The sequence below is a fragment of the Bacillus sp. FSL W8-0848 genome (genome assembly GCF_038007805.1).
Classification (GTDB): domain Bacteria; phylum Bacillota; class Bacilli; order Bacillales; family Bacillaceae; genus Bacillus; species Bacillus glycinifermentans.
Genome location: NZ_JBBOYB010000001.1, coordinates 1,508,775 through 1,533,516, shown reverse-complemented (window position 1 = coordinate 1,533,516; position 24,742 = coordinate 1,508,775). Strand labels below are relative to the sequence as shown.

Below are 24,742 nucleotides of genomic sequence, written 5' to 3'. Positions count from 1 at the left end.
TCTGTCCTCAACCTTTCCAGCCTTTTAACAGGCGCAGTGCATTGTCCTTCGTTTGGTTGCCTTCGCTGTGAACCCCGATGCAAGACGGACATCCGGAACGGCACGGACAATTGGCAATAAGCTGATACGCTTCGCCGATAATATCGGACATCTGTTCGTAAACCTTTTGAGACAGTCCGACGCCTCCCGGATAGCGGTCATACAAAAAGACCGTCGGCTTTTCATTATGAACGGCTTTGATTTGCGGGAAGACGTGCAAATCGGACGGGTCGCACATCACTTTCAGGGCGGCGACATAGCCGAGAACATTTGCTGCCCCCAATAAAGCTTCTTCCAATTTGATGTCATTCCAATTCTCCCGTTCAGCATCGCTTACCTGAATCCAAGCCGCATTCGTGTGCAGCTCTTCCTCCGGCAGGTGAATCGGCCCAGAACCGATATTTTCATGTGTTTCAAATTTAATTTTTTTGAAAATCGTCGCTTTTGCCTGTACCGTCACATCACCAAATCCGAATGCCGCTTCATCTGTTTCCTTTGTTTTGTCGATTTCGAGCACTTTCAGCACAACGGCCAGGTTTGCATCAGTATAGTAATCGACCTTCACCTCGCGCACGAACGCTTTTTTCTCCTCCCAGTCGAGCTTTTCAACCTGATACTGAATTCCTTGATGCAAATAAATCGCTTCATCATGAAGGAGCGTCATCGCGCTGAATCTGTCCATTTCACCGATCACTTTTGCTTTTTCCCGGCTCGACTGGTCGATGATGACGACGTTTTCCTGTGAAGCGGACCTGAGGCTGATGCCGTGGGCCGGAAAAGCGTCATTCATCCAGTGGAACGTGTCCCCGTTCAGGTGGAGAACCCTTTCTTCTGCCAAATATTCGAGAATATCCTCAATCTCTGTTTCACCGAACGTATCGGTCCGCTTAAAAGGCAATTCAAAAGCGGCGCATTTTATATGATCGACGAGAATGACGAGATTATCCGGATTGATCACCGCTGTTTCCGGATTTTGCTTGAAAAAATAGTCGGGATTCTGCACGATATACTGATCGAGCGGCGCAGAGCTTGCGACCATGACGATCAGCGCTTCGTTGTGCCTTCTTCCGGCTCGTCCCGCCTGCTGCCACGCGCTTGAGATCGTACCCGGATATCCTGTCATAATACATGTTTGCAGCTGGCCGATATCAACGCCGAGTTCAAGGGCGTTTGTGCTGACGACGCCTTTGATTTCCCCGCTGCGGAGCCCTTTTTCGATCATCCGCCGTTCGTTCGGCAGATAGCCGCCTCTGTAGCCTTGAATCGAATGGGCGCCGACAATCGGCTTCATCACGTCCTGGAGGTACGTTAAAATAATTTCCACCCTGACCCTGCTTCTCGCAAAGACAATCGTTTGGATCTGGTTTTTCAAAAATTCGGAAGCGAGCTTCCTGACCTCTAGCGTCGCGCTTTTTCTGATATTAAGCGGCCGGTTGACGATCGGCGGATTGTAAAATAAAAAGTGCTTTCTGCCGGACGGCGCCCCGTTGTCAGCAATTAAGTGCATCGGCTGACCGGTCAGCGTCTCGGCAAGCTCCAAAGGATTGGCAATCGTCGCCGATGTGCATATGAACTGCGGCCTGCTTCCGTAAAACGCGCAGATGCGCATGAGCCGTCTAATGACGTTAGCAACATGGCTTCCGAAAACGCCCCTGTACACGTGAAGCTCGTCGATCACGATATATTTCAGATTTTCGAAAAGGGACACCCATTTTGTATGATGGGGCAAAATCGCCGAATGAAGCATATCGGGATTTGTGATGACGATATGGCCGGCTTTTCTGACTTTCTGCCTGATCGCCGGTGATGTATCGCCGTCATATGTATAGCAATTGATGGATGCACCGATCTCATCTATCAATTCATTCAGCTCGCTTTTTTGATCCTGTGACAGCGCTTTTGTCGGAAAAAGGTATAATGCCCGCGCATCGGGATCTTCGGTAATGCGCTGCAAGACGGGCAGGTTATAGCAAAGCGTTTTTCCGGACGCGGTCGGCGTCACAAGGGTGACGTTTTGCCCGCTGGTGCTGCCTTGAAATGCTTCAGCCTGGTGGGAATACAGCTTCTCGATCCCTCTTTTCTTTAACGCGCGGACGATATTCTCATCCAAACGCCCCGGAAAATCGCGGTATTCCGCTTCTTTTTCTTCAATTGTATGCCAATGAACAATCTGTTTGCTGAAAGCCTCGTCCTCTTTCAGAAACTGAATCATGTCTGTCAAATTTCGTTTTTGAAACAATACTGTCACCTCTCCTCTTTCTATTTTAGCGAATGTCCGTTCGTTCTGAAAGAGGCGAATCCATAAAAAAAAGCAGAGAGTGGTTCTCTGCCTTTTTTCATCACTTGACTTTCAGCTCCATCAGCTTCGTTTCGCTTTTTTTCGCTTCTCCCTCTTCATGCTTGGTGACGCGCTCTACCGCATCCCCGTTCATAATGACGACAGGAGTAATCGTACTGCTCGCTTTTTCTTTGATCAGTTCCAGATCGCATGTAATCAAAGGGTCTCCTGCTTTTACCTTATCCCCCTCTTTTACATGAGCGGTAAAACCTTCCCCTTCCATATTCACGGTTTCCAGCCCGATGTGGATCAGCAGCTCCACTCCGGACAGCGAGCGGATACCGATCGCATGCTTCGTATGAAACAGCTGTATCACTTCACCGTCAACAGGCGATACGATGTCACCGGCGGAAGGCTCGACGGCCATTCCGTCCCCCATCATTTTTTGAGAAAAAACGGGATCCGGCACTTTTGAAAGATCCAGCACCCGTCCGTCAGCCGGCGAAAAAACGGTTTCTTCTTTTACTTCATCCTGTTTTTGGCCTAAACCGAATAATTTTTTCAGCAATGCAATTGGGCTCCTTTCAATATGCCTCTTTTATGGCGGCTTTCAACATTATCTCTGGATTCCCCACTATTTAACCACACTTTCAAAATCCCATCAATCGTTTAACCATATCAAATGCCCCTGCATAAGCTGAAAGTAAAAAAAATTGAGGTGAAAACGGATGAATCATAAAGAAAATGACAATCACTCTCTTAGCAAAAAAGACGAATTTCAGGAAGCGATTGAACAATTGTTCTATTCTTCCCCTTTCCACGAAATATTAAATTCGTTTCAAAAAATCATATCTGATCAGCTCGAGGCGTCAAGCATTTCCATGCATATCAGGGACGACAGCGAAGGGCTTCACGTCGATATTACCGTTCCCGAGTCGTTTCAAAACGGCGACATTATGATCGAAGCCAAGTCAAGGTATTTGCACTTCGCCCTAAAAGAAGAAAACAGCGCCGGTGATTCGTCATCGTTTACCAGTCTGTCAAGAACCGTACTGCTGCCGTATCCCGTACGCGAAGAAACGATGAAAACATCATGGAACAAAAATGTTCTGACCGTTTCATTTCCCGCGCAGGAAAAAGCATGAATGATCATCATCCATGCTTTTTTTACTTAAAGAAACCGATAAAACCTTTAGCGAGCGCTCCCACCTGGTTGACGGTGCTCACCATTTGACCGGCCGTATCCATCATCTTGCTAAAATCAAACTGCCCGTTCTTTTTCTTAAACTGCGACAAAAAGCTCTGGAATTGGGAAGGCTGATGGAGGTTTGGCCTCGGCAGCGGATATGGATTCGGATAAGGAAAGGCGTGAACTTGCTGCATATGATAATTGACGGGCTGCTGATAGGCTGGAAACGGATCGATATGTTGCCCCACCGGCTGATGATATACCGGTGAAAGCTGATATCCGTGGGCCGCAGGCTGAGTATACTGGGCCGGTTCTTGGCTGTAGTAATTCGGAACAGGCTGATAAGGCGGATTCATGTGGGAATGCGGGTAAACCGGATAATATGGATGCTGGTTTGAAAAAGGATAACCGGCAGCGCTCCTTTCTTCCATCTTTCATCTCTCCTTCTAGAGCCCTTTTTTCTATATTTGTATGAAAAGAATGCCTATCCCGTGCCAAATCAAATGTCACACATTTGTCACAATCTGTCGAAAATTTTAATTTTGGAAAAACAAAAAAAGTCGAATTGTTATGGTACTATATTATTACTATAGAATGAGAGGGGATGCACCGAATGAACGTATCATACTTAAGAAATTGTTTCGCAGAGATGAAGCAGTACGAGACAGATTGTATGGATAAGCTGATGGACTTCGCAAGGTTTTTATACATCCAGGGACATCTGACATTAAACGAATTTCGCACAAGTATGAAAGTTCTCGAAGCGAATGGAGCGCAGCATCCTGCCTACGACTTGAAAACGGAAGCCAACTGAACAAAAAGGAGACCAGGGTTATCCCAGGTCTCCTTTTTGTATATCGTCTTCAATGTTTTTCAGCGTATAAAGCACAGATTCGGTCAAGTCTTTAAAACGCTTTTTATGAATTTTGCAGAAATAAGATTGCAGGACAATTTCGTTCAAGTTTTCTTCGACCGAACGGAGCTGCTCTTCATGAATATACTTTGGACGGTGTTCCTTTACATATGCCAGGCTGGCGTTCAGCCAGCTCTGCAAAGCTTTTTCGCAGCGGTCGGCAGACGGTTTGACGACCTTGAAGAAATCGTGCTCTGCACCTTCCTCCTTGCCTTTTTTATATCGTTCGTGAGCTTCTTTTGCCAAGCGGATGAGCTCCCGCGTCTGTTCAAGAAGAGATTGTGCATCCAACATGTTCACCTCAGGTTTATCGTACCAGACGGACCGTTTGAACACAACGAATTCAAATTGCGGATGCTAAGCGGATTCCCCGTGATGATGCCGCGTTCCCATCAGCGTGCCGTTTAAGCAGGATGAAAGCTCGGTGAGCTCCCCTTCAATTTGATCAAGCCGTTCCGCCAAGACGGCGCCTTTTTCAGATACCGCCCTTGTGATCGCTTCAGTCAGCTTTGTTTCTGCAGCTGACAGTTCTGTTTCCGTTTCAACAAGCATTTGAAGGACATGCTCTTTTTTAACAAATCCGCTCATTTGCCTACCTCCTTTTTGATCGCCTTCTATGCTTTCTCCCTTCCGGCAAGGCTCTCCTTCACAGCTGACAAAACTAGAACGAAACCGGCAAAGAAAATCAATTTCCCGCTGACCTTTCCCATTTCGACAGCGCCGATCGCGAAAATTTGTATGAAGCCGGCTTTTTATGCAAAATCTAAACGGGTAAGGAGGTGTCTCTTATGGAAAACGGCAAAAAGAAATCCCCTCAGAAAACAAAACCCGCTTCAAAACAAACAGATGCATTGGATAAAAAATTAGGCGGACCAAACCGCCCGTCTACTTAAAAAGCAAGGTCTCCTTGCTTTTTTTCGTTTACCGCCTCCCTGCCAGCCAGTTTTCCAGGGAGAAAATGGCATGCAGCTGCCGTCTTTTTTGAAAATACCATTCCGTCAATTCGATTTTTTCCGGCAGCTTCTCGTCCTGAAACAGCTTCTCCATATTTTCCCCGTGAAACCAATCGGCTTTTGCTCCGTCTAATGAATGGGCAATAACGGGAAAGCATGTTCTTAGAAATGGCGAAGATCTGCTTCTAATCCCGGCCCAGCGTTCCATATCAAAACGCGATCCTGTATGCGGAACGCAAGTGGTAAAATGGTAGAAAGAAGGAAACAGCTCAGGCCTGAACAGCAACCGGCTCAATTGTTTGCCGAGCTTGATTCTTTCGTGTAAGCTTGTAAAGCGCTTGACCGACACGCCGTAAAAGGCGCCTTCCACCGTCGGAAATATCACGGTGTTGAAGTGAAACCATTCACATACCTGAAAAGGAATCGTGTGAAAAACATTCTTTTTAAACAAAGGATTTTGTATAATAGGAGTTTGGATAGTGTTTTGTTCATTTATAATGAGAGCGTACATGAGCCGCTTTTCGTCCCGTTCACGCCAAAAGCGCTCCCATTCTGCTTTCATAAACGATGAAACGCCTAAAGCGGGGAGCAAATGAAAAAGAGGCTGTCCGAACTCTTTGGACCACTCATATAAAAGGAGCTGCGGGTAGGCATCGGAAAAAATAAGCCAGTTTGCCCTTTCATACGTCAGAAACAGCCAGTTTTGCTGGACGTCCGAAAGCCCGAGCTCAAACAGGCGTCCTTTTAAATCCGTCATCGACCAGCCCGCATTCCGGGAAACAAACGAGGCCAAAAGCGACCATTTGATTTCCGGATGACGGTCAAAGTATTTTTTATATGCGTTTGTCCGCGAAATGTTATCTTTGTTCAGTTTTCCGGTCAGCTCTTGAATATAGCGCGCGAGCTTTATCCCGGAGATCGCGTTAGTCAAGGCAGATCACTTCCGTTTGTTCCTAGATTTTTCAAAAAGGAGGATGAAGAAAGTGATTCGTTATCCGAACGGCAAAACCTATCAGCCGAAACAAGCTGCCTCATCCTTAAAAAAGAAGCCGTCGTACAGCAATCGCGGGATGACCCTCGAAGACGATTTGAATGAAACGAATATATATTATCTGAATCATTCAATCGCGGTCATTCATAAAAAACCGACACCTGTGCAGATCGTTCATGTCGATTATCCAAAGCGAAGCGCAGCGGTCATTAAAGAAGCATATTTCAAGCAGTCGTCGACTACTGATTATAACGGGGTCTATAAAGGACGCTACATCGATTTTGAAGCGAAAGAAACCAAAAGCAAGACGTCTTTTCCTTTGCAGAATTTCCACGATCACCAGATCGAGCATATGAAGCAGGTCGTGGCACAGGGCGGGATATGCTTTGTTATTATATCCGCATTTGGCGAGATTTATTTTTTGGAAGCGGAAAAATTATTTAATTTCTGGGAAAGAAAAAACCGAAACGGCAGAAAGTCGATCCGAAAAGACGAACTTGAAGAAGCCGGACACCCCATTTCGCTTGGATACTCGCCAAGAATTGATTATATTAAAGTTATTGACCAGTTGTATTTTTCGCCATCATAATTTATGATTTTAAAGTCATGTGAGCGGAAAGGTTTAACTACGAAAGGTTGAGATGTTATGTCAGATCAATTTAAAAGCCGCCAGGAACGGCGAAGAGCCCAGCAGGGCAATAGCAGGTCTAATACTCATTCTAAACCCAGGAAAAAAAAGAAACCCGGACTATTTAAAAAGATTCTTTTATCCATTCTGATCATTGGCGTAATCGGCTTAATCGCCGGAGGCGTCACTTTTGCAGTCATGGTCTCAGACGCTCCGTCCCTTGACGAAGCGAAACTGAAAACGCCGTATTCATCAACCATTTATGATAAAAACGGGAAGAAAATCGCTGAGCTCGGCTCGGAAAAACGGAAGTACGTGTCGATTAAAGATATACCCGATAAAGTCAAAAACGCGTTCCTCGCGACAGAAGACGCCCGTTTTTACGATCACCACGGGGTTGACCCGATCCGCATAGGAGGAGCGCTTCTCGCTAACTTTGAAGGCGGATTCGGTTCAGAAGGCGGAAGTACGATTACACAGCAGGTCGTCAAAAACTCCCTTCTCTCGCATGAAAAAACACTGAAGCGTAAAGTGCAGGAAGTATGGCTTTCCCTTCAGCTGGAACGAAAATATTCAAAAGACGAAATTCTTGAGATGTATTTGAACCGGATTTACTTCTCACCGCAAGCCTACGGTATCGGCAAAGCGGCGGAACAATTCTACGGGGTTACCAACTTAAACGACTTGACGGTTGAGCAGGCCGCAACGCTTGCCGGAATGCCGCAAAGCCCGAACAACTACAACCCGATCAAACATCCGGAACAGGCTGAAAAAAGGCGGAATATCGTTTTAAGCCTGATGAATAAGCACGGCTTCCTGTCAGACGCAGATTATAGCAAAGCGAAAAAAGTATCTGTTAAAAAAGGCCTTGTGTCTGCTAAGCAGTATGCTAAATCAAATTCAAATAAATACACTGCATTTATCGAAGATGCCGTAGAAGAAGTTGAATCAAAAGCAAACGTTAATCCTAACACAGACGGATTAAAAATTTACACGACGCTAGATACAGACGCTCAAGATTATTTAAATGAGCTCATGGACAAAAATTCTGGTCTGCTTACCGATAAAATGAAGGCCGGATTAACCCTGCTTGATACGAAAACCGGCGAAGTTCGTGCAGTTGGCGGCAATATGTCTCCCGGCGGTTGGAATTATGCGACTGCTACAAAACGCCAGCCGGGTTCAACGATCAAACCAATCCTTGACTATGGACCTGTCATCGAAAATAAAAAATGGTCGACGTATGAGCAGATTAAAGATGAACCGTACACGTATTCTACTGGACAAGAAATTCATAACTATGACCTCAGATATAAAAGTTGGATATCGATGCGGGAAGCGCTTGCCGATTCGCGGAACATCCCGGCTGTAAAAGCGTTCCAGGCTGCCGGCAAAGAAAACGTGGCAAATTTCGCAAATGGCCTTGGCCTTTCGATCGATAAAGATGATCTGTTAGAATCGTATGCGATCGGTGGTTTCGGAAAAGGCGTATCAACATTGCAAATGGCCGGAGCGTACAGCGCATTTGGAAACAATGGCTATTACAATGAGCCACATTTCGTCTCATCAGTTGAATTTAATGACGGTACGAAACTTGACTTGACGCCTGAATCAAAGGCTGCGATGAGTGATTATACCGCATTTATGATCACGGATATGCTGAAGACAGCCGTTCAGACAGGAACGGGAACTGCTGCACAGGTCCCTGGCGTCACTGTTGCGGGAAAAACGGGGACCACAAACTTTGAAGAATCTGATGTAAAAAAATACGGCCTCAATCCGAAAGGTGCGAGAGATTCGTGGTTTGTCGGCTATACGCCGCAATATACGGCAGCCGTCTGGACCGGTAAGGATGGCATGAACTCGCTTAATGTGAGCGAACAGCAAATCGCCAAACTCTTGTTTAAAAAGGTCATTGCCAAGGTTGACGACGGCAGCGGCTCGTTCAAGAAACCGGACAGCGTCGTGGAAGCGACCGTTGTGAAAGGCTCCAATCCGGCTGCGCTGGCGAGCAGCAGCACGCCTAGCGACAAAAAGACGACCGAGTATTTCGTAAAAGGCACTCAGCCGACGACCGTTTCAACACAATATGAGGAAAAAGAAGATGCAGCAAAACCATCCGGCTTGAGCGCGGAGTATGATGAAGCTTCAAAAAGCATCAAACTGTCGTGGTCATACTCAGGCGATGATGACGCCTCATTTAAAGTGAAACAGTCTGTCGACGGCGGAGGATACACCGAAATCCAAAACAGCAGCGCCAAAGAAGCGGTCATACCGAATGCAAAAGAAGGATCTGTCTACAGGTTCCAAGTAACGGCGGTGACCGATGACGATGAAAGTGATCCGGCTTCTGTCACCCTGAAAGTCAACGCGGCCAGTGATGATGAAACGAAAGCCGACGATGACCAGCAAAATCAGGATGATCAGCAAAACAAAGATGATGATCAGACCACAGATGAAGACAAAAATAAGGATCAGCAAGATACCGGTGACAATGATCAGTCTGATGATCAAAAGCAAACACCTGGCGATACGAACAAGGATAACCAAAATTCAGGCGATACAGATAAAGACAACGGTAATAAAGATAAAAATACCGATGATTCTTCTAAAAACAAGAACAACGATAAGAATCAATCAAATTCGGGAAACGAAACAAATAACGACGGGACCTAACAATAAAACCCACTCACGATTTGTGAGTGGGTTTATTTTTTCATTGCGGCATATTTATAATATTGCTTTTTCATTTCGTTAAATAGTTCATCAAGCTGGATAAAACAATGGTACTGGGTTGGCTTCTGCAAAATAAATTCGACCCGTTCCGTCCAGTTGATCGGTTTTACAGGGAAGTTTTTCCGAATGAGCGTCTCCCATTTGAGCGTCTCGACGGGCTCTCCCATCGTCCAATGGAAGGCTGCGATCAAATAGCAGACCCCTTTCAGCATCTCGTCCAGGCTGCATCTCGATTTTCTCGTTTGGAAAACGGGAAGAAGCCTGTCCTTCGTTTGCTCCCACATTTGAAAAAGGAGCGGGACCCATTCCGATTTGTCGTCCCACGGTTTAGGCATCCCCTCTTCTGCAAAAAAATCAAAATAGAGCGGATTCTCATTTAGAACGGCAATCCTGTCATCGCTTTCCGGCTTCATATTTCTCAGCGGCTGTTCATATTCAGATAGAAGCGAAACGCTTGTCACGGCAGCTTCACCAGTCCTTTTTTATAGCGTTTTTGACCTTCGCGGCACAAGGAAAACAGCGGACATACTTCACATTTCGGCCGTTGCGCCTTGCAGTGGTAGCGGCCGAAAAAGATCAGTCTGTGGTGTGTCACAGACCATTCGGATTCCGGCACTTTTTTCATCAGCGCTTTTTCTACTTCTGTGACTGAATCCTTCCAGCGGCAGAAGCCAAGCCTTTTCGAAACCCTTTCCACATGGGTGTCGACTGCGATGGCCGGTACACCAAATGCCACCGAGACGACGACATTGGCCGTTTTTCTCCCGACACCGGGAAGTTTGACCAACTCATCCCTGTCTTTCGGCACTTCACCGCCGTATTCTTCAATCAGCATTTTGCAGAGCTTTTGAATATTTTTCGCTTTATTTCGGTATAAGCCGATCGATTTGATGTCCTGCTGAAGCTCTTCCAGCGGCACCGCAAGGTAATCTTCCGGCTTTTTATATTTTTGAAACAGCGTTTTTGTCACTTTGTTGACCAAAGCATCCGTGCATTGGGCGGATAAAGCGACAGCGATGACGAGTTCAAACGGATTGTCGTGAACCAGTTCGCATTCTGCATCAGGAAACATTTCGCCAATCGTTTCTAAACAAAACTCGATCTGTTTTTTCGTTAACATGTCTTCACCTTTTCACCTTAATGTTCAAGCCAATTGTAAAAAGGAACCTGTCTTTTATACTCCTTTTGCTCGCTTTGCCGGGGCGTCTTTCGCCGGAATTTTTGGCTGTAGCTGACGGCTTGTTCGATTGTTGTGATTCCGTTTTTCTTCCATTCAAAAAGAATGCGGTCAATATAGCGGAAGCTTAATTTTCCCGACATGACGGCTTCTTTTAACGCCTGCTTGATCATCTGCACATCGTGGTGATCCTGATCAATCCAGATGGAGAGCGTCTCGCATTCCAGCGGAGATAAAGGCCTGGCAAACTCTTCTTCAAAAATCGTGTACAGGCTTTTTTGTTCGCCTTCTTGCTCTTCATCCTGTTTTTTCTTCTCCGCCATTTCGAGATAATCAAACAGTTTGCTCCACAAAGGTTCGAGCGAATATTTTTCAAACTTAATGCCGTTCTGGTCTTCGCATTCTTCTATATAGAGAAAGCCTTTTTGGATAAACATCCTCAGCATGTTCATACATTGTTCAGTCGCAATCGACATCGTTTTGCTCAATTCTTCAGGCGTCGGGAAAAAAGAGCCTTTTTCCACATGCATTTTGATGTTTAACAGCAGCATAAACTCTGTTTCGTCAAGCCCAAGCTCTCTGTAATTCAAAAAGAGCAGATTCGGAATGCTGACAGATCCCATTTCCTGCATCTTTATAAATTGCTGTTTTTTCATTTGATACACCTCTTACCTTCCAGTATATCAGGATGACTGTGAAAAAGTCTCCTGTCATAGCAGGAGACTTTTTTTTAAGGATATAAACGATTTAGCAGTCTTGGGAACGGAATCGTTTCACGTACGTGAGGCGACCCGCAGATCCAGGCAACCGTCCGCTCCAAACCGAGTCCGAAGCCTGAATGCGGAACAGAACCGTATTTTCTCAGCTCAGCATACCATTTATATGCATCAGATTCTAAGCCGTGCTCTTTCAAGCGCGCTTCAAGAAGTTCAAGATCATGGATCCTTTCTGAGCCGCCGATGATTTCGCCATAGCCTTCAGGAGCGATCAAGTCTGCACAAAGAACGACTTCTTCCCTGTCAGGCGCAGGCTGCATGTAGAACGGCTTTAAAGATGTCGGATAATGCGTGATGAACACCGGCTTGTCATAGCTTTCGGCAATCGCCGTTTCATGAGGCGCCCCAAAATCGTCGCCCCATTCGATGTCATCAAAGCCTTTGTCTTTTAAGAACTGGATCGCTTCATCATACGTGATCCGCGGGAATGGCGCTTTGATCTGCTCGAGCTTCGACGTGTCCCTTCCGAGCGTTTTAAGCTCGATTTTGCAGTTTTCAAGAACGCTTTGTACAACAAAAGACACGTAATTTTCCTGCACTTCGAGGTTTTCATTGAATTCAACAAACGCCATTTCTGGCTCGATCATCCAAAACTCAATCAGATGGCGCTTTGTTTTTGATTTTTCCGCCCTGAAGGTCGGCCCGAAGGAAAAGACTTTTCCTAAAGCCATTGCAGCGGCTTCCATGTACAGCTGGCCGCTTTGCGATAAATAAGCGTCTTCATCAAAGTACTTCGTCGCAAACAGCTCTGTCGTTCCTTCTGGAGCGCTTCCCGTCAAAATCGGCGGATCGACTTTTACAAAGCCTTCTTTATTGAAAAATTCGTATGTAGCGCGAATGATTTCGTTTCGGATTTTCATTGTGGCGTGCTGCCGTTTGGAACGAAGCCACAGATGCCTGTGATCCATTAAAAACTCTGTTCCGTGTTCTTTCGGCGTAATCGGATAGTCCTTTGCTTCGTGGATGACTTTAAGCGATGTCACGGCAAGCTCGTACCCGAGAGGAGAGCGTTCGTCCTCTTTCACGATGCCTGTTACATACAAAGACGTTTCCTGTGTGACCGTTTTCGCAATTTGGAAAATCTCTTCATCCACTTCCGCTTTAACGACGACTCCCTGAATAAAGCCCGTCCCGTCGCGAAGCTGTAAAAATGCGATTTTACCGCTTGAACGTTTATTGGCAATCCAGGCGCCGATTGTCACTTCTTCACCAACATGTTTGTACACTTGGTTTATTGTTGTTTTCACTATCGTTTCCCTCCAAAACCAAGAAAAGGGTCATGCCCGTTTTCTCTCTGACATCCATAACTTATATTATACCTTTTTTCAACGGATAAGGTCAATGGCATCATAAAAAGCGCCCCGCAGGAGGACGCTTTTCAGGTTATTTGCTGCGGTTCACCACAAAGCGGCGAATGCGTTTCACTGCTTCTTCCAACAGCGGAAGAGATGTCGCATAGGACAGGCGGATATTGTCCGGCGCACCGAATCCAGAGCCAGGGACAATCGCGACCTTCTCCTCTTCAAGAAGAGCTTCCGCAAATTCGTCAACGGTTTTATAGCCGCATGCTTCAGCCGCTTTTTTTGCGTTCGGGAACAGATAAAAAGCACCTTCCGGCTTCAGGCAAGTCAGCCCCGGAATCTCCAGAAGCAGCTCATATACTTTGTTCAGGCGCTCTTCAAATGCCTTTTTCATCTCTTCAACAGGCTCCTGAGACCCGTTGTAAGCGGCGATGGCGCCGTATTGAGCGACAGAAGTCGGGTTTGATGTACTGTGGCTGGCAAGGTTGGTCATCGCTTTAATGATCGCTTCATTTCCCGCTGCATAGCCGATTCTCCAGCCGGTCATGCTGTGCGATTTAGAAACTCCGTTGATAATAATCGTCTGTCTTTTTAGCTCAGGGGAAAGCTGTGCGATCGACACGTGTTTTCCTCCGCCGTAAATCAGCTTTTCGTAAATTTCATCTGACACGATTAAAATATCGTTGCGGAGACAAACGTCGCCAAGCGCTTTGAGCTCTTCTTCCGAATACATCATGCCGGTCGGATTGCTTGGAGAATTGATGATGACGGCTTTCGTTTTATCTGTCAGCGCTTGTTCAAGCTGTTCAGGAGAAATCTTGAAGCTGTTTTCCTCTAACCCTTCGACAAACACGGGGCGGCCTCCGGCAAGCTTGACCTGCTCAGGGTAGCTGACCCAGTATGGCGTCGGAATAATCACTTCATCTCCCTCATCAAGCAATACTTGAAATAGGGTGTAAAGAGCGTGCTTCGCACCTGTACATACAATAATTTCTGATTGGCTGTATTCAATGCCCTGATCGCGTTTGAATTTTTCGGCGATGCTTTCTTTCAGCGCAGCAAGCCCTCCTGAAGGCGTATATTTCGTGTGGCCTTCATTCATGGAGCGGACGGCCGCTTCGATGATGTGCTCCGGCGTGTTGAAATCCGGCTCTCCCGCACCAAGGCCGATCACATCGTGCCCTGCCGCTTTTAATTCTTTTGCTTTTGCTGTGATTGCCAATGTTGCAGACGGTGTTAATGCTGATACTCTTTTCGCTAGATTCAACTTGGTTTCCCCCTGTTTCGACTTATGGCGTTATCGTTTTGTGAATTTTTCCATTTATAAAGTCCACATAACTTAAACTGTATTGCCCATCTTTATTTAAGTATATAACTTCCCACATCAGAACATTTCCTTCTCTTGCCAGATGCACCTGTTTCAGGTGGGACACAAGGCCTTCATTCTCAACCGCTTTGGCGGCCTGGCGGCTTGAAATGCCATCCGACGCTTTTTTGAAGATCGTCTTCTGTTTTTTGTCGTCAGGCACCCACACGTACATGTTTTCGCCCTTTTTGTTTTTTCCTTCCACAATGTACTGCTTCTCTTTGCCGACAAACGTTTCGACGGAATCAACTTCCTTTAAATCGGCCTTCTCTTTTGCGAGGGCTGCCGCTTCCGGGTGACCGCTCTCTTTTTGGCTCATTGCTGTCCGGTATACGTTCGCCCCGGCAAGAATCGCTGTTAAAAAAATAATACCAAATATCAGAATGAAAATTAAAGTTTTTTTGCCCATTTTTATCCCCTACGTTCGATAAATAGTGAAAATTGCCTGTTTTTGATCTTCTTCATCAAGGGCAAGACCAAACATTAAATCGTTGCGCTTAAGCGTCCGGTTTAACAAATCGACGATTTTATAAAGATCGTCCGAATGCTCAACAGTCACGGTAGAAAGAATTTCGATTTTGCTATCCATTATCAAATACCTCCGCACGAAACAATAATTGTAATTCATACTCTGTCTGCCATAAGCCATAATAGTTGTTACAACGGATAAACCGTTTATATAAACAGCCAAAAATAAAACCTTAATCCACACCATGTGAAGAGCCGCTTGATGCGGCTTTTTATGCATTAAAGCCTTGAAATATAAGCTTTTAGACCCGATAAATCCGGCTCTTCAACAGAAGCAGGAGGCAAAGCCTTCATAAACACCCTGCCGTAGGATGAAGTGCGAATCCGGCGATCGAGAATCACGACCATGCCGCTGTCCTCTCGCGAACGCAAAAGCCTGCCGATTCCCTGTCTGAAGGTTAAAACAGCTTCAGGAAGCGAGACGGCCTGAAACGGGCTTTCCCCTTTTTGTTTCGCTCTTTCGCACTTGGCTGATTCAACAGGATGATCAGGCGGCTTGAAAGGAAGTCTTGCAATGACCAGCGTTGTCAGTTCGTCCCCCGGAAAGTCGACGCCTTCCCAAAAATGGTTCGTTCCGAGCAGGACCGCTTGCTGACAAGACTTAAACGACTTCATAATCTTGACAGGGCTTCCTCCGGATACCCCCTGAGCCAAAAGCTGGCACTGAAGGTCAGCTTCGTCTTTCAGCAACTGATACACATCACGCAGCATGTCATGAGATGTAAACAGCACGAGCACCTTGGCATTCGGCTGCTGTGAAAGCGCCATGATATATCGGGCAACATCCGCGGTATACTCCTCGGGATGATCGTTTGTAATCGGGCTGACATCTGTCGGAATCATGATTTTCATACGCTTATCATAAGAGAAAGGCGACTCGATTTGCAAGGTTCTCGGATAAAAATCGCTTAACCCGAGCTTTTTGATCATATAGCTGAAAGAGTTTTCCACGACAAGCGTCGCAGAAGTGAGAACGACGCTCCTTTTCCGGGTAAAAAAACGGTCAGCCAGCATTTCGCCCGCATCCAGCGGCTGGGCATAAAAAGCGGCCGCATTTTTCGCCCCTTTTGCATCAATTTCAATCCAGACGACTTCATCGTCGCCGTGTTCAAAAAGCAAACGCCTGAGCTTATTGCCGTACTCTTCAAGATAGGCCATGCACGATTGATATTCTTCAAGAAGAAACGCCTGCCGGCTTGTGAAAGAAACGTGTTTGCCGCTTACCTGTTCCTTTTGATCCAAAAACAGCTGATGCATATCATAAAGCATGGCGCACAGCCTTCTGGCGCCTTCTTCGAGACGGCTCCAAGCCCGGTTTTCTCCGCCTGAACCAACCTTATAGAGCAGACGGTTGACATCCTTCTTTGGTTTCCTCCGTTTGACAAAAGCATGGACAGATGTGAAGAACATATCGCTTTCCTCAATGAGCCGGCCGAGCCATTCATCGATTTGGAAAAACGTTTCCGAAGAGATGCCGAATGAGCGGAACAGCCGTTCTGCTTTTTTCAGAAGGCCTCTCTGCTTTAAAGTGCCGAGCCGCATCAATTGTTTATGCAGCGAAACGTAATCGGCCCTTGCTCCAAACTGTTCGCCGGCGGCACGTTCAAAGTGATGGGCTTCATCGATCACAAACGTATCCGCATGAGCTGCATGGATTCGCTGGTTGATTTCATCTGTCAAAAGTAGCGCATGGTTGGTGATGATCAGGTCGGCATTGTCTGCTTCTCTTTTTGCCCGTTCATAAAAACACAGCTCTTTGAACGGGCGGTTTCTCTCATAAGAACGGTCATCAAAAGCGATTCGTTCCCATAGCAGTTTCCCGCCGGACGGCAGGTTGATTTCGGATAAATCGCCGGTCTGTGTATCCGTCAGCCAGACGAGAATTTGCGCCTTTGCCAGGACGGCATCATAATTATCGTCATCTTCCTGCAAAATCTGCTCGAATTTATGGATGCATAAATAATGGGACCGCCCTTTCAGCACAGCGGCTTTGACCGAAAACGGCACGGCCTGCTGCATAAGCGGGATATCATGGTGCAAAATCTGCTGCTGGAGCAATGTCGTATACGTGCTGACAACAACCGGCTTTTCGGTTTGTTTGGCATAAACGGCCGCAGGCACGAGGTACCCGAGCGTCTTCCCGATCCCTGTCGCCGCTTCGATCAGAGCGTGTTCGTGATTCGTAAACGCGGTCCAGACCTCTTTCATCATTTTTGTTTGCCCTTCTCTTTTTTCAAACCTCGGCAAAGAAGAGAGGCCTGGGCCATCCTCCCAAATATGTGTTTCATGAGATGGGAAGACCTCTTTTTCGGGTTCTTCAGGCGCAGTCTCAGGCGCTTTTATAACAAATGAACCGACTTTGATATACCCTTCTTCAAGCTCTGCGCGGCCGTCCTTTTCGACGATCAAACCGTCAAACAGCTCCTGCGCATCGCTGATCAGGTGCCACGATAGACGCCTTATCCCTTTCAGGACAGGGAGCGGCAGCCGCTTGAATCTGTCCATCATATGTAAGAAAATCATGGCGGTTACTTCTGCATCACTGTCTGCTCTGTGCGGGTTTTCATGCTTGAGCTTCAGCTCTTCGCTCAGTTCTGTCAGCTTGTATCCGTCGAAGCGGGGATATGCGATTCTCGCAAGCTCCACCGTATCAAGCACATTGCATTCGAGCCCTCCGTAACCGGCTTCCTTCAATTCGTGTTTGACAAATCCGAGGTCGAAGTGAATGTTATGTGCTATAAAACAGCTCTCATTAAGAAGTTCAAATATATCTCCGGCGATCGCCGAAAACGGCTCTTCGTTTTCCACCATCTCATTTGTGATTCCCGTCAGCTGTTCGATAAAAGCGGGAATGGGCTGGTTTGGATTCACATACTTGGAGAAACGTTCGGTAATTTGTCCATTTTCAATCACAACCGCTGCAATTTGAATAATTTTGTCGCCTTTTTTCGGCGAATTCCCTGTCGTTTCCACATCAATGACTACATAACGTTGATTGTTCATTCAATGGACACCTCAATTTTGATACGTTCAACAAAAGTGTAACACGTTTTTAGAAAGTACATGAGGACAGCGGCTGAAAAAACAGGCCTCTTTTAAAATGTTCTTCCTAAAACGGCATGAAAGCCCCCAGCATTGGGGGCTTTACAGAATGGTGCGGGCCGGCTCAAACCCAAGCATTTGCTCAATTTCGTTCTTCTCGTTCAAAACGGCCACTTTCGGCTTGTGATGCTTCGCCTCTTCTTCCGTCATCATCGCGTATGACACAATGATGACGACATCTCCTTTTTGAACGAGCCGGGCGGCTGCGCCATTCAGGCAAATGACGCCGCTCCCCCTTTCACCGGGAATGATGTATGTTTCCAGCCGGGCGCCGTTATTATTATTTACAATTTGTACTTTTTCATTTGCCATCATTCCGACGGCATCCAATAAATCTTCATCTATCGTGATGCTGCCGACGTAGTTCAAGTTGGCTTCCGTCACCCTCGCTCTGTGAAGCTTGGCGCTCATTAACGTCCGGTACATCATTCATCCTCCTTTTGATCGTCCGGAATTTCGATGATGATATTATCAATTAGGCGGGCTTTTGAGAATTTTACGGCTACCGCTATAATGAATTTCCCGCTCAGCGTCTTTAGGCTCTTCAATTCCGGATATGAGTAAATCTCCGCATAATCGATGACACCGCTCGTTTTTTCCAATATGCCCCGAATTTCTTTTTTCACGGCATCCGGATTGCGCTCGCCCTCGGAAACGAGCCGGTCGCCATGCCGAAGCGCCTCGTATAAAGCCGCCGCTTCTTTCCGCTCGCTCTGTGTCAGATAAACATTCCGCGAGCTTTTCGCAAGCCCGTCTTCTTCCCGCACCGTATCAACGGGAACAAGCTCAATGTCCATGAAGAAATCATCGATCAAGCCGTCGACAACAGCGACCTGCTGCGCATCCTTCATTCCAAAATAAACCCTCGTCGGAGACGCGAGGTTGAACAGCTTCGTCAGTACGGTTGCGACGCCGTCAAAATGACCTTGTCTTGAACGGCCGCAAAGGACATCGGTCCTTTTTTTGACGCTGGCGATAACCGTTGATTCAGCTTTGTACATTTCCTCGGGAGCGGGAGTGAACAAAACGTCCACTCCCCCCTCCTTCGCCAGCTTCCGGTCTCTTTCGATATCTCTGGGATATGCTTCATAGTCTTCCCCCGGACCGAATTGAAGAGGATTGACAAAAATGCTCATCACGACGATATCATTGTCTTTCCGCGCTTTTTTCACAAGCGCCATATGCCCTTCGTGAAGAAATCCCATCGTCGGCACGAATCCGATCGTTTTTCCTTCTTTTCGATATGTGTTTGCTATCGTTTGAATTTCTTTTGCTGTATGGATCTCAATCATGATTATTTTCCTCCGTATAACCCTTCAAGCACTTCTTGATCAATATGGAAGGAATGAGCATCTTCCGGAAAGTCTCGGTTTCTCACGTCTTGCACATATCCGGTAAGCGCCGCTTCAATCGGCGGGTCGATTTGCGCGTATTGTTTAACAAATTTCGGCGTCCGGCCGACTCCGTGGCCGACGACATCATGGTAGACAAGAACCTGTCCGTCTGTGTAGACGCCTGCTCCGATGCCGATAACCGGGATCGTTAATTCTTTTGAAATCCGTTCCGCGAGTTTGGCAGGAACGCATTCAAGCACGAGGGCAATCGCCCCTGCTTCTTCGCAGCGCCTGCTGTCTTCGATCAGTTTTTTCGCGCTTTCTTCGTCTTTTCCCTGTACTTTATAGCCTCCAAGGACACCTACAGACTGCGGGGTCAAGCCTAAATGACTGACCACAGGTATTCCGCCCCTTGTTAAGGCTGTAATCGTTTCAAACACCCCGTCTCCGCCTTCGAGCTTCAACGCATCCGCACCGCTTTCCTGCACGATTTTCATCGCGTTTTTGAGCGCGTCTTCCTGTGAGCAGTGATAGGACATAAACGGCATGTCTGTAACGACAAATGTATGTTTTGCACCCCGTTTTACGGCCTTTGTGTGGTGGATCATGTCTGCGACGGTAACCGATACGGTCGAGTCAAGGCCGAGGACGACCATTCCGAGAGAATCGCCGACAAGGATCATGTCCACTCCGGCTTGCTCGGCCAGCTTTGCCGCCGGATAGTCGTAAGCGGTCAGCATGACGATCGGCTCTCCGTCCTGTTTCATTTTCAAAAAATCAAGTTTTGTCTTCATGTGTTTCTCCTCCTCTTTTTCAGAGGAGATGAGCTGCCTTTTTTCGGACAGTAAAAAAATCTTCCGCGAAGAAGATTTTGCATCGTCCGTCATCGGCAAGAATCATCCCTCTGTCCCAGTCCTTTTTGGATCAAGGCAGACTGTTTATTTATAAAACTTCGTTTGCAGGTGCAGTTCCAACGGATACTGCCCAATCGAAGTATACCAAAAACGCCGCGTCCGTTCCAACTATGACGGACTAATTTCGATATCTGCGGAATAGATTTTTTTGATTCCGTCGCCCGTTTCCAGGAGCAGCACGCCTTCGTCATCGATTCCGAGCGCTTTGCCCCGGAACGTTCCGGAAAGCGTCCGCGCGGTCAATTCGCGATAGAGAGTCAGCGCATAGCTTTCCCATAAAAGCTTGATCGGCCGGAACCCGTGCGTGATGTACTCGCGGTACCTTTTTTCAAAGGTTAACAAGATCGTCTGAATAAGAGCCGCCCTGTCGATTTTTTCGCCGCTCGCCAAGCGAAGGCTTGTGGCCGTCTCCTTTAGCTCGCTTGGAAAATCGTCAGCAAGCTGATTGACGTTAATGCCCGTACCGACGATGACGGAATGGACCTGGTCGGCTTCCGCCTGCAATTCGGTTAAAATCCCGACCGCTTTTTTGCCGTTGATTAAAATGTCGTTCGGCCATTTAATTTCCGCAGCGATCCCTGTTTGCTCCTCGATTGCCTGGACGATCGCCACGGCGGTCAAAAGGGTCAATTGCGGCGTTTTTTGGACGGGAATCTCCGGCCGCAAAATGAGGCTCATCCAGATTCCGTTTCCTTCAGGAGAGTGCCACGCTCTCGACATTCTCCCCCTTCCTTCCGTCTGCTTATCGGCTACGACGATCGTCCCTTCCGGCGCACCGTTATTCGCCAGTTCATGGGCGACTTTTTGCGTCGATGACACGACATCCTGAAAATAAATCGTTTGACCCATTTTTTCCGTTTTTAATCCGAGCCTGATTTCATTTTCAGTGATCTTATCCGGCTTTTTTTTCATTTTATAGCCGAGCTTTCTGACGGCTTCAAGCTCATAACCCGATTTTCTCAGTTCCTCAATATGCTTCCAGACCGCCGTTCTGGAGCATCCGAGCTCTTCGCTGATTTTCTGTCCTGAGATGAATTCCCCGTCAGCCTCGGTAAACAATTGAATGAGTTTTTTTCTTAAGTTTGATTGCATTCGTTCAGCCACTCCTCTATGGCTTTTTTTTGATTGGCGAGCTCCCCCATTAAAACGGCGTGTTCAATCCGTTTTAAGTCTTCGGAAACCCATTTGCCCGGCGGCTTGTTTCTCATTTGGAGAAGGTCCCCGCCCGTAACGGCGAGGTCTTTCAAGCTTTTGATCGGAAGTTCAGAATAAGCCTGCCGTATTTCGGCCAAACGCCGTTCATCGATTTGCCCCGTCTTCTTCAGCATATGAATCATGCCCGCCGAAAGAAGCGTCTCTTCACCGGCCTCATACATGGAAAGCCTGTCCCATTTTTGATTGATGCGGCTCCCGACTTCCGCTGCCTGCTTGATGACTTTGCCCGGCAGCTTCCACGCTTTCAAAAAAGCGTGGGATCGGGCATCGTCAATCGATATCATGGAGAGGAAAGCCGCCCAGATGTCCGCTCTTTTTTCCAGCTTATAAAAAGGAAAAACGCCGGCAGACCGGACCTCTTCCGGTTTTCCGTCCAATCCGGGCAGCTCTTTGTACAGGCCTGTGTCGGCCGCCGCGGCAAGCGCCGGGCCAGCCGCTTTTCCTTTCAACAGCTTTTCAAATTCTGCCGTTTTTCGCTCTGTTGAAATATGCGCCAGCAGATGACTGTTTTCACAAATCGCCGCTTTTGTCTTTTCCGAAAGCGTAAATTCGAGCTGGCTCATAAACCGGAGGGCCCGCAGCATGCGGAGCGCGTCTTCGTGAAAGCGCTCCGCAGGGTCTCCGACCGTCTGAATGACCTTTTCTTTTATATCAGAAAGACCGCCGAAATAATCGATCAGCCTGCCGCTTTCATCCATCGCCATGGCGTTGATCGTTAAGTCGCGGCGTTTGAGGTCTTCCTTGAGAGATTTGATAAATTGAACACCGCTCGGCCTTCTGTAATCCTCGTATTCGAGTTCGGAACGAAACGTCGTCACTTCATAAGATTCTCCATTCAGCAAAACGATGATCGTTCCATGCTCTTTTCCGACATCGATCGTTTTCGGAAAAATGCTCTCGATTTCCTCCGGCGGCGCATCTGTTGCGATATCGACGTCCCCGACCGGACGATTCATGTGTGTATCCCTGACGGCCCCGCCGACGAAATAAGCCTGCCAGCCGTGTTTTTTCAGCTCATGAAGGAGGGGGAGAGCCTTTACAAAGAGATCCTCCATCGCTCACACTTCCAGTTCTATTAATTGATTGTAAATATCCTCATACTGGCCGATGATACTGCAGGAAGAAAACCGGTCCCTGATGTTTCTCAGCGCCGCTTCCGCAAAGCTCGAATGCAAAGCGTCATCCGTGAACAAACGGAGCGCTTTTTCGGCCGCAGCATCGACGTCGCCTATATTGACCAAAAAACCGGAAACTCCGTCTTCTATCACTTCCGGGATGCCTCCGATGTTCGTTCCGATGCAAGGAACGCCGCAGGCCATCGCTTCAAGAAGAACAAGGCCGAAGCTTTCCTTTTCCGATAAAAGGAGTTTCAAATCGCTGATCGCGTATAGCTCCTCTACGTTGTCCTGCTTGCCTAAGAAGAGTACATCGTCCCCTAAGCCAAGCTGTCTGACAAGCTGGCAGATGACAGTCATTTCCGGGCCGTCACCGACGAGAAGGAGCTTTGCTTTCATCCGCTTGACGATTCGGCTGAATACATGAATGACATCCTGCACGCGTTTGACTTGTCTGAAATTCGATACATGGATGATCACTTTTTCATCAGGCGAAATGCCGTACTGCTCTTTTAATGCATGATGATCGTGCTTTATGTAAACCCGCTCATCAACAAAATTGTAGATCGTTTCTATTTTCTTATCCGGTTTGATCAAATCATACGTCTGAGACGCAAGCGCGGATGATACAGCCGTCACGCGGTCCGACGATTCAATGGCGAATTTGATCAAGTCCTGTAATGACGGGTCATACCCGAGCACCGTAATATCGGTGCCATGAAGCGTGGTGACCGTTTTGATGTTTCCGCCCAGCATCTGCTTGGCTAAAAAAGCCGAAACCGCATGCGGGACAGCGTAGTGGGCATGCAAAATATCGAGCTGCTCCCGCTTGGCCACTTCCGCCATTTTGCTGGCCAATGCCAAATCATAAGGCGGATACTTAAACACGGCATATTGATTGACTTGCACCTCGTGAAAATAAATGTTGGAATATACTTTATTCAGTCTGTACGGGACACTTGACGTAATAAAATGAATTTCATGCCCTCTTTCCGCGAGCAGCTTGCCGAGTTCGGTCGCGATGATTCCCGATCCGCCGACACTCGGATAACACGTGATTCCGATTTTTAGTTTTTTCATCATCCGCCCCCAAATAAATCGTTGTTTAACACAAGCGTACGCTTCGAAAAAAATCCTTCCGCATAAGCGACGCCTGCTTCTTTTCCGAGAAGTTTTTCCCGCGCTTCAACAGTCTCGATATACCCGTTCGTCAGCGGCGTTTCCACCGATTGCCCAGACCGGGTAAACTGGCTCCTGTATGCTCTGAGACTCGCTATTTTCTTTTCCATCGTATCGGAAATATCGATTACAAATTCAGGTTTATGAAAGCCGTTTATCATATAGTAATACATATTTTGCACTTTATGAGCCGGCTGATTGTTTCCATCTTGATATTTATGTATTCCGGCGGAAAAAACCGCCTCTTCGACGATTTCCGCCGCGTGTCCGTGATCCGGGTGCCGATCTTTTTGATAAGGCACAAACACGAGCTTCGGCTTATACGCCCGAATGACGGTTACAGCTTCCCGGATCGCCTCCTCGTTCAAAAACAGGCCGCGGTCCGGGAGCGAGAGGGAGATGCGCGGGCTGACGCCTAAAATGTCCGCCGCCAGCGCCGCTTCGCTTTTTCTCGTTTCGACCGTTCCGTTCGATGACAGTTCAGCCCTTGTTAAATCGCAAATGCCGATCCGGAACCCTTTTTCCGCGTATTTCGCAATGGTTCCTCCCATGCCGATTTCCACATCATCGCTATGCGCGCCAAAAGCAAGTATATCAAGCATTACGATCCCCGCCGTGAACGAGATTTCTAAATTCAAAGGCGCCTTTTTCAAGCGAGCGGATCAAAATCTCCGCAGTCCCCATATTGGTCGCAAGCGGGATTGAGTAGACATCAGACAGGCGGATCAATGCGGAAACGTCAGGTTCATGCGGCTGAGCCGTCAGCGGATCTCTTAAAAAGATGACAAGGTCGATTTCGTTTTTCGCAATCAGCGCGCCAATCTGCTGATCTCCGCCGAGCGGCCCCGATTGGAAGCGGACGATGGACAGGCCGGTTGCTTCCATGATTTTCAATCCGGTCGTCCCCGTCGCAAACAGTTCGTGCTTTTTTAAAATGTTTTGATACGCCGTCACAAGCTGAATCATATCCTGTTTTTTACGGTCATGGGCGATTAAAGCGATTTTCAA

At 47.3% G+C, this 24,742-nt stretch carries 27 protein-coding genes; 5 read left to right on the top strand and 22 right to left on the bottom strand.

All coding sequences use genetic code 11. The features are described 5' to 3' along the window. Window positions 1-7: 7 nt before the first annotated feature. The gene (locus NSQ39_RS08010) at window positions 8-2,251 is read right to left on the bottom strand and encodes a DEAD/DEAH box helicase (protein WP_202049447.1); all 2,244 of its coding nucleotides are present in this window, start codon (window positions 2,249-2,251) and stop codon (window positions 8-10) included. A gap of 127 nt (window positions 2,252-2,378) precedes the next feature. Beyond that, window positions 2,379-2,885, bottom strand: a complete 507-nt coding sequence (locus NSQ39_RS08005) for a PTS sugar transporter subunit IIA (protein ID WP_046130802.1) — start codon at window positions 2,883-2,885, stop codon at window positions 2,379-2,381. A 160-nt stretch (window positions 2,886-3,045) separates the two neighbouring features. On the opposite strand from NSQ39_RS08005, the gene NSQ39_RS08000 reads away from it, so the two are divergent. Further along, window positions 3,046-3,462: an Hsp20/alpha crystallin family protein gene (locus NSQ39_RS08000; RefSeq protein ID WP_046130803.1), complete on the top strand. Its 417-nt coding sequence runs from the start codon at window positions 3,046-3,048 to the stop codon at window positions 3,460-3,462. A 22-nt stretch (window positions 3,463-3,484) separates the two neighbouring features. Here NSQ39_RS08000 and NSQ39_RS07995 read toward each other — a convergent pair whose 3' ends face one another. Further along, window positions 3,485-3,937, bottom strand: a complete 453-nt coding sequence (locus NSQ39_RS07995; protein ID WP_175077220.1) for a YppG family protein — start codon at window positions 3,935-3,937, stop codon at window positions 3,485-3,487. Between the two features lie 182 nt (window positions 3,938-4,119). Here NSQ39_RS07995 and NSQ39_RS07990 point away from each other — a divergent pair, with 182 nt between their 5' ends. Further along, on the top strand, window positions 4,120-4,320 hold the full coding sequence (locus tag NSQ39_RS07990) for a YppF family protein (protein ID WP_046130805.1): 201 nt from the start codon (window positions 4,120-4,122) through the stop codon (window positions 4,318-4,320). Window positions 4,321-4,338: 18 nt separating this feature from the next. On the opposite strand, the gene NSQ39_RS07985 is transcribed toward NSQ39_RS07990, so the two are convergent. Then, a complete protein-coding gene (locus NSQ39_RS07985; RefSeq protein WP_236809856.1) occupies window positions 4,339-4,713 on the bottom strand; it encodes a YppE family protein in 375 nt (124 codons plus the stop codon). Between the two features lie 63 nt (window positions 4,714-4,776). Continuing rightward, window positions 4,777-5,007, bottom strand: a complete 231-nt coding sequence (locus NSQ39_RS07980; RefSeq protein ID WP_046130807.1) for a DUF5446 family protein — start codon at window positions 5,005-5,007, stop codon at window positions 4,777-4,779. Window positions 5,008-5,207: 200 nt separating this feature from the next. On the opposite strand from NSQ39_RS07980, the gene sspM reads away from it, so the two are divergent. After that, the gene (sspM, locus tag NSQ39_RS07975) at window positions 5,208-5,312 is read left to right on the top strand and encodes an acid-soluble spore protein SspM (protein ID WP_046130808.1); all 105 of its coding nucleotides are present in this window, start codon (window positions 5,208-5,210) and stop codon (window positions 5,310-5,312) included. Between the two features lie 28 nt (window positions 5,313-5,340). On the opposite strand, the gene NSQ39_RS07970 is transcribed toward sspM, so the two are convergent. Then, entirely contained in the window at window positions 5,341-6,303 is a 963-nt protein-coding gene (locus NSQ39_RS07970) for a DUF2515 domain-containing protein (RefSeq protein ID WP_216898566.1), read from the bottom strand. Between the two features lie 52 nt (window positions 6,304-6,355). Between NSQ39_RS07970 and recU the strand changes: the two genes are divergently transcribed. Together recU and NSQ39_RS07960 are read left to right on the top strand one after the other, a co-directional pair. Next, window positions 6,356-6,952 carry a Holliday junction resolvase RecU gene (gene recU / locus NSQ39_RS07965; protein WP_046130809.1) on the top strand — a complete coding sequence of 199 codons (597 nt, stop codon included), beginning with the start codon at window positions 6,356-6,358 and terminating at the stop codon, window positions 6,950-6,952. Between the two features lie 57 nt (window positions 6,953-7,009). Continuing rightward, entirely contained in the window at window positions 7,010-9,667 is a 2,658-nt protein-coding gene (locus tag NSQ39_RS07960) for a PBP1A family penicillin-binding protein (protein WP_046130810.1), read from the top strand. 32 nt (window positions 9,668-9,699) lie between these two features. Here NSQ39_RS07960 and NSQ39_RS07955 read toward each other — a convergent pair whose 3' ends face one another. From NSQ39_RS07955 to mgsA, 16 genes are all read right to left on the bottom strand, one after another. Beyond that, entirely contained in the window at window positions 9,700-10,140 is a 441-nt protein-coding gene (locus tag NSQ39_RS07955; RefSeq protein ID WP_202049446.1) for a YpoC family protein, read from the bottom strand. A gap of 44 nt (window positions 10,141-10,184) precedes the next feature. Next, the gene (gene nth / locus NSQ39_RS07950) at window positions 10,185-10,847 is read right to left on the bottom strand and encodes an endonuclease III (RefSeq protein WP_046129911.1); all 663 of its coding nucleotides are present in this window, start codon (window positions 10,845-10,847) and stop codon (window positions 10,185-10,187) included. A 17-nt stretch (window positions 10,848-10,864) separates the two neighbouring features. After that, window positions 10,865-11,560, bottom strand: a complete 696-nt coding sequence (locus NSQ39_RS07945) for a DnaD domain-containing protein (RefSeq protein WP_175077216.1) — start codon at window positions 11,558-11,560, stop codon at window positions 10,865-10,867. A 74-nt stretch (window positions 11,561-11,634) separates the two neighbouring features. After that, window positions 11,635-12,927, bottom strand: a complete 1,293-nt coding sequence (asnS, locus tag NSQ39_RS07940; RefSeq protein ID WP_046129909.1) for an asparagine--tRNA ligase — start codon at window positions 12,925-12,927, stop codon at window positions 11,635-11,637. Between the two features lie 136 nt (window positions 12,928-13,063). After that, the gene (locus tag NSQ39_RS07935) at window positions 13,064-14,248 is read right to left on the bottom strand and encodes a pyridoxal phosphate-dependent aminotransferase (RefSeq protein WP_175077215.1); all 1,185 of its coding nucleotides are present in this window, start codon (window positions 14,246-14,248) and stop codon (window positions 13,064-13,066) included. Window positions 14,249-14,270: 22 nt separating this feature from the next. Continuing rightward, window positions 14,271-14,756 (bottom strand): cell wall elongation/penicillin-binding protein regulator TseB, encoded by a 486-nt coding sequence (tseB, locus tag NSQ39_RS07930; RefSeq protein WP_175077214.1) that lies wholly within the window; start codon window positions 14,754-14,756, stop codon window positions 14,271-14,273. A gap of 9 nt (window positions 14,757-14,765) precedes the next feature. After that, complete coding sequence (locus NSQ39_RS07925; RefSeq protein WP_175077213.1) at window positions 14,766-14,936, bottom strand: YpmA family protein; 171 nt, start codon at window positions 14,934-14,936, stop codon at window positions 14,766-14,768. Window positions 14,937-15,094: 158 nt separating this feature from the next. Further along, window positions 15,095-17,878 carry an ATP-dependent DNA helicase DinG gene (dinG, locus tag NSQ39_RS07920; protein WP_216898562.1) on the bottom strand — a complete coding sequence of 928 codons (2,784 nt, stop codon included), beginning with the start codon at window positions 17,876-17,878 and terminating at the stop codon, window positions 15,095-15,097. A 141-nt stretch (window positions 17,879-18,019) separates the two neighbouring features. After that, window positions 18,020-18,403, bottom strand: coding sequence for an aspartate 1-decarboxylase (gene panD, locus NSQ39_RS07915; protein ID WP_046129905.1), 384 nt, complete (start codon window positions 18,401-18,403; stop codon window positions 18,020-18,022). After that, on the bottom strand, window positions 18,403-19,269 hold the full coding sequence (gene panC / locus NSQ39_RS07910; protein WP_175077211.1) for a pantoate--beta-alanine ligase: 867 nt from the start codon (window positions 19,267-19,269) through the stop codon (window positions 18,403-18,405). Before panC ends, panD begins: the two co-directional genes overlap by 1 nt. Before the next feature lie 2 nt (window positions 19,270-19,271). Next, the gene (gene panB / locus NSQ39_RS07905; protein ID WP_175077210.1) at window positions 19,272-20,105 is read right to left on the bottom strand and encodes a 3-methyl-2-oxobutanoate hydroxymethyltransferase; all 834 of its coding nucleotides are present in this window, start codon (window positions 20,103-20,105) and stop codon (window positions 19,272-19,274) included. Between the two features lie 228 nt (window positions 20,106-20,333). Further along, a complete protein-coding gene (locus NSQ39_RS07900) occupies window positions 20,334-21,317 on the bottom strand; it encodes a biotin--[acetyl-CoA-carboxylase] ligase (RefSeq protein ID WP_216898560.1) in 984 nt (327 codons plus the stop codon). After that, entirely contained in the window at window positions 21,302-22,495 is a 1,194-nt protein-coding gene (locus NSQ39_RS07895) for a CCA tRNA nucleotidyltransferase (RefSeq protein ID WP_175077208.1), read from the bottom strand. Before NSQ39_RS07895 ends, NSQ39_RS07900 begins: the two co-directional genes overlap by 16 nt. A 3-nt stretch (window positions 22,496-22,498) precedes the next feature. Beyond that, window positions 22,499-23,635: an N-acetyl-alpha-D-glucosaminyl L-malate synthase BshA gene (bshA, locus tag NSQ39_RS07890; protein ID WP_175077207.1), complete on the bottom strand. Its 1,137-nt coding sequence runs from the start codon at window positions 23,633-23,635 to the stop codon at window positions 22,499-22,501. Beyond that, a complete protein-coding gene (bshB1, locus tag NSQ39_RS07885) occupies window positions 23,635-24,342 on the bottom strand; it encodes a bacillithiol biosynthesis deacetylase BshB1 (RefSeq protein ID WP_335497646.1) in 708 nt (235 codons plus the stop codon). Before bshB1 ends, bshA begins: the two co-directional genes overlap by 1 nt. Further along, window positions 24,329-24,742, bottom strand: a complete 414-nt coding sequence (mgsA, locus tag NSQ39_RS07880) for a methylglyoxal synthase (RefSeq protein ID WP_175077205.1) — start codon at window positions 24,740-24,742, stop codon at window positions 24,329-24,331. The genes bshB1 and mgsA overlap by 14 nt, the downstream gene beginning before the upstream one ends.

Bases quoted from the DNA above. Each gene is read 5' to 3' on its own strand.
- NSQ39_RS08010 (WP_202049447.1), bottom strand. From the start codon at position 2,251: ATGATTCAGTTTCTGAAAGAGGACGAGGCTTTCAGCAAACAGATTGTT.
- NSQ39_RS08000 (WP_046130803.1), top strand. From the start codon at position 3,046: ATGAATCATAAAGAAAATGACAATCACTCTCTTAGCAAAAAAGACGAA.
- NSQ39_RS07995 (WP_175077220.1), bottom strand. From the start codon at position 3,937: ATGGAAGAAAGGAGCGCTGCCGGTTATCCTTTTTCAAACCAGCATCCA.
- NSQ39_RS07990 (WP_046130805.1), top strand. From the start codon at position 4,120: ATGAACGTATCATACTTAAGAAATTGTTTCGCAGAGATGAAGCAGTAC.
- NSQ39_RS07985 (WP_236809856.1), bottom strand. From the start codon at position 4,713: ATGTTGGATGCACAATCTCTTCTTGAACAGACGCGGGAGCTCATCCGC.
- NSQ39_RS07980 (WP_046130807.1), bottom strand. From the start codon at position 5,007: ATGAGCGGATTTGTTAAAAAAGAGCATGTCCTTCAAATGCTTGTTGAA.
- sspM (WP_046130808.1), top strand. From the start codon at position 5,208: ATGGAAAACGGCAAAAAGAAATCCCCTCAGAAAACAAAACCCGCTTCA.
- NSQ39_RS07960 (WP_046130810.1), top strand. From the start codon at position 7,010: ATGTCAGATCAATTTAAAAGCCGCCAGGAACGGCGAAGAGCCCAGCAG.
- NSQ39_RS07955 (WP_202049446.1), bottom strand. From the start codon at position 10,140: ATGAAGCCGGAAAGCGATGACAGGATTGCCGTTCTAAATGAGAATCCG.
- nth (WP_046129911.1), bottom strand. From the start codon at position 10,847: ATGTTAACGAAAAAACAGATCGAGTTTTGTTTAGAAACGATTGGCGAA.
- NSQ39_RS07945 (WP_175077216.1), bottom strand. From the start codon at position 11,560: ATGAAAAAACAGCAATTTATAAAGATGCAGGAAATGGGATCTGTCAGC.
- tseB (WP_175077214.1), bottom strand. From the start codon at position 14,756: ATGGGCAAAAAAACTTTAATTTTCATTCTGATATTTGGTATTATTTTT.
- NSQ39_RS07925 (WP_175077213.1), bottom strand. From the start codon at position 14,936: ATGGATAGCAAAATCGAAATTCTTTCTACCGTGACTGTTGAGCATTCG.
- dinG (WP_216898562.1), bottom strand. From the start codon at position 17,878: ATGAACAATCAACGTTATGTAGTCATTGATGTGGAAACGACAGGGAAT.
- panD (WP_046129905.1), bottom strand. From the start codon at position 18,403: ATGTACCGGACGTTAATGAGCGCCAAGCTTCACAGAGCGAGGGTGACG.
- panC (WP_175077211.1), bottom strand. From the start codon at position 19,269: ATGATTGAGATCCATACAGCAAAAGAAATTCAAACGATAGCAAACACA.
- panB (WP_175077210.1), bottom strand. From the start codon at position 20,105: ATGAAGACAAAACTTGATTTTTTGAAAATGAAACAGGACGGAGAGCCG.
- NSQ39_RS07900 (WP_216898560.1), bottom strand. From the start codon at position 21,317: ATGCAATCAAACTTAAGAAAAAAACTCATTCAATTGTTTACCGAGGCT.
- NSQ39_RS07895 (WP_175077208.1), bottom strand. From the start codon at position 22,495: ATGGAGGATCTCTTTGTAAAGGCTCTCCCCCTCCTTCATGAGCTGAAA.
- bshA (WP_175077207.1), bottom strand. From the start codon at position 23,635: ATGAAAAAACTAAAAATCGGAATCACGTGTTATCCGAGTGTCGGCGGA.